Here is a 3,580-nt window from a genome sequence, read left to right on the forward strand (position 1 = left end):
TCCTGGGGCCGGGCGTAGACGGCCGGCCCGGGGATCGGGGTGACCCGGCCCCCGTCGGCGAACCGGCGCCGCAGCATCTCCCGCTGCGTCACCTTGCCGTCGACCCGTTCCCGGTGCCCGAGGATCATGGCGCCGACCGCGGCGATGATGAGCAGCGCGGAAATGATCTCGAACGCGAACACGTAGTCGGTGAACAGCAGGCGGGCGATCGCCTGGATGTTGCCGCCGTCGTTGGCGGCCGTGAGCCCGGCCGCGGTGGTGCCGTTGTTGATCACGCCGCCGATCGGGAACACCAGCAGCCCGGCGAACCCGAACCCCAGGATGATCGCGGCCACCCGCTGGCCGCGCAGGGTCTCCACCAGGGAGTCGGAGGAGTCCACCCCGACCAGCATCAGCACGAACAGGAACAACACCATGATCGCCCCGGTGTACACGACGATCTGCACGAAACCGAGGAACGGCGCGTCCTGCAGCAGGTAGAAGACAGCCAGGCAGAAGAAGTTCGTCACCAGCAGCAGCGCCCCGTGCACGGCGTTGCGGGCGAGCACCATGCCCAGTGCCGCGAGCACCGCCACCGGGGCGAGCACCCAGAACGTCGCGGCCTCGCCGGTGGACGTCCGGGTGATCTCCCCCGCCGCCTGGGCCAGGATCTGCGCGCTCATCGGGCCGGCTCCGGCTCGCTGTCCAGGCCGGGCGCGTCCGCGCCGGCGCCGGAGAGACCGGATGCGTCGAAGGGGCCGGCGCGGTCCGGGTCGAACCGGTAGTAGTCCGTCTCGCTGTCACCGAGGAACATTGGATGCGGCGGCGCCGTCATCCCCTCGCCCAGCGGGGCGAGCAGCTGCTCCTTGGTGAAGATGAGGTCCGTCCGGCTGTCGTCGGCGAGCTCGTAGTCGTTGGTCATGGTCAGCGCCCGGGTCGGGCACGCCTCAATGCACAGGCCGCACAGGATGCAGCGCAGATAGTTGATCTGGTAGACGCGCCCGTAGCGCTCCCCGGGGGAGTAACGCTGCTCCTCGGTGTTGTCCGCGCCCTCCACGTAGATCGCGTCGGCCGGGCAGGCCCACGCGCACAGCTCGCAGCCGACGCACTTCTCCAGCCCGTCGGGATGCCGGTTGAGCTGGTGGCGGCCGTGGAAACGAGGCGCGGTCGGCTTCTTCTCCTCCGGATACTGCTCGGTCGTCGGCTTCTTGAACATGGTCGAGAAGGTGACGCCGAATCCCTTGTACGGGTCGAGGATCCCCATGGCTCAGCTCTCCTGCCGCGGTCCACCCGCGACGATGACGGTGGCGGACGACGACCGGTCCGGGCCGGTGACGGACGGCGGCCGGCCGGCCGCGCCGGCCGCGTCGGCCGTAGCGGCGGGCGGCGGCCACGGGATCCGGTCCAGACTGGGCGCGTTACGGATGCGCTCCTGCTCGGCGGCCTCAAGACGTTCCCGGTGTTTGCGCGCACCGGGATCGATGATCGTGACGATGAGCAGGATGCCGGTGGCGATCCCGAAACCGATCAGCCACGGCGTCCGGTCGGTGACGTTCTCCCGGTAGACCTTGAAGGTCGCCACGGCGAGCAGCCACACCAGCCCGACCGGGATCAGGACCTTCCAGCCGAACGCCATGAACTGGTCGTAGCGCAGCCGGGGCAGCGTGCCGCGCAGCCAGATGAACAGGAACAGGAACGCCAGCAGCTTCAGCACGAACCAGATCACCGGGAACCAGCCGGTGTCGAAGTGCGAGAAGTACGGGATCGGCGGCGGCTGCCACCCGCCGAGGAACAGCGTCGTCGCCACCGCGGACACGGTCACGGTGTTGATGTACTCGGCGAGGAAGAAGAACGCGAACTTGATCGAGCTGTATTCGGTGTGGAAACCACCGACCAGCTCGCCTTCGGCCTCGGGCAGGTCGAACGGCGTCCGGTTCGTCTCACCCACCATCGCGATGCAGTAGATGATGAAGGACGGCACCAGCACCACGTTCCACCAGTGGCTCTGGCCCTCCACGATGCCCGAGGTGGACAGCGTCCCGGAGTTGAGGAAGACCGCGACGAAGGACAGCCCCATCGCGACCTCGTAGGAGATGATCTGCGCCGCCGAGCGCAGCGACCCCAGCAGCGGGTAGGTCGACCCGCTCGCCCAGCCGGAGAGGATCAGCCCGTACACGCCCAGCGACGAGGCGGCCAGCACGAACAGGATGGCCACCGGCAGGTCCGCGAGCTGCAGGCTGGTGTGCTCACCGAAGATCGACACCTCGGGCCCGAACGGGATCACCGCGAACGCGAGGAACGCCGGGATCGCCGAGACGATCGGGGCGAGGATGAAGACCGGCCGGTCGGCGAGAACCGGGATGATGTCCTCTTTGAGCATGAGCTTCACGCCGTCGGCGAGGCTCTGCAGCCAGCCCTTGGGGCCGTGCCGGTTGGGGCCGACACGCTGCTGCATCCGGGCCACGACCTTGCGCTCGAACACGATCGCGAACAGCGTTATCAGCAGCAGGAAGGCGAAGACCGCCACGGCCTTGAGCAGGATCAGCCAGAACGGGTCGTCACCGAAGACGGCCAGGTCCGGGTCGGTGGCACCGGCCGCCAGCACCGGCGCGAACGAGGGTGAGTAGCTCATGACCGGCCTTCCGCGCCGCTGCCCGCGACGGCGTCGACAAGATCATGGCCGCCGTCCGGGGCGCCGGCGGCCACACTGATGTTCACCACTTCGCCGGCACGCCCGGCGAGCGAGGCACGGACGTGGGAGCCCGGTGAGAAGGCCGGCAGCCACACCACCCGGTCGGGCATCGAAGTGATCTCCAGGGGGAGGGTGATGGTGCCGCGGCCGGTGCTGACGCTGACGGGCGCGCCGTCGACCGCGCCGATCTCACCGGCCGTCACCGCCGACAGCCTGACCCGCGGCGGGCGGGCCGTCCCGGCGAGGTAGGGCTCGCCGTCGAGCAGCCGGCCGTCGTCGATCAGCTGGTGCCAGCTGGCGAGCACCGCCTGGCCCGGTGCCGGCTCGGGCAGCGCGGGCTGCTCGGCCGCCGGCGCCGGCACGCGGTTGATCCCGGCACCGGCACGGCCGAACCTCGCCAGCTCGCGCGCGGCCACCCCGGGGTCGTCCACACCGAGGGCGATCCCCATCCGGGCGGCCAGGATGTGCAGCACCCGCAGGTCCGGCAGCGCGGCGGTCTCCAGGGCCCGCTGGAACGCGCGCAGGCGTCCCTCCCAGTTGACGAACGAGCCCGCCTTCTCCGCCACCGGCGCGACCGGCAGGACCACGTCGGCGAGTTCGGTCACCGCGGAGGCGCGCACCTCCAGGGACACGCAGAACGGCACGGAGGCGATCACCTTCAGGGCGGCGGCCGGATCGGGCAGGTCGTGGACGTCCACCCCGGCGACGACGAGCCCGTCGAGCTCACCGGCGGCAGCGGCGGCGAGGATGGCCGCGGTGTCCCGGCCCGGCTCGGCCGGGACGACGGCACCCCAGATCTCCTCGGCCTCGGCGCGGGCCACCGGATCCGCCACCGGGCGCCCGCCCGGCAGCAGCGATGGCAGTGCGCCGGCGGCGAGCGCGCCGCGCTCCCCGGCCCGGCGTGGCACC

The 3,580-nt window shown here is 70.9% G+C and carries 4 protein-coding genes; all 4 read right to left on the reverse strand.

All coding sequences use genetic code 11. The features are described 5' to 3' along the window. On the reverse strand, nucleotides 1-662 hold a 662-nt coding region (locus tag NBX02_RS20100; protein ID WP_250292553.1), incomplete at its 3' end, for an NADH-quinone oxidoreductase subunit J. Continuing rightward, on the reverse strand, nucleotides 659-1,243 hold the full coding sequence (nuoI, locus tag NBX02_RS20105; RefSeq protein ID WP_250287404.1) for an NADH-quinone oxidoreductase subunit NuoI: 585 nt from the start codon (nucleotides 1,241-1,243) through the stop codon (nucleotides 659-661). The genes nuoI and NBX02_RS20100, both read right to left, overlap by 4 nt. 3 nt (nucleotides 1,244-1,246) lie before the next feature. Beyond that, nucleotides 1,247-2,611, reverse strand: a complete 1,365-nt coding sequence (gene nuoH, locus NBX02_RS20110) for an NADH-quinone oxidoreductase subunit NuoH (RefSeq protein ID WP_250287406.1) — start codon at nucleotides 2,609-2,611, stop codon at nucleotides 1,247-1,249. Beyond that, the coding region (locus NBX02_RS20115; protein ID WP_250292555.1) for a molybdopterin-dependent oxidoreductase at nucleotides 2,608-3,580 on the reverse strand (973 nt) is incomplete at its 5' end. The genes nuoH and NBX02_RS20115, both read right to left, overlap by 4 nt.

The organism is Protofrankia sp. CiP1_Cm_nod1 (genome assembly GCF_920888515.1).
Lineage (GTDB): Bacteria > Actinomycetota > Actinomycetes > Frankiales > Frankiaceae > Protofrankia.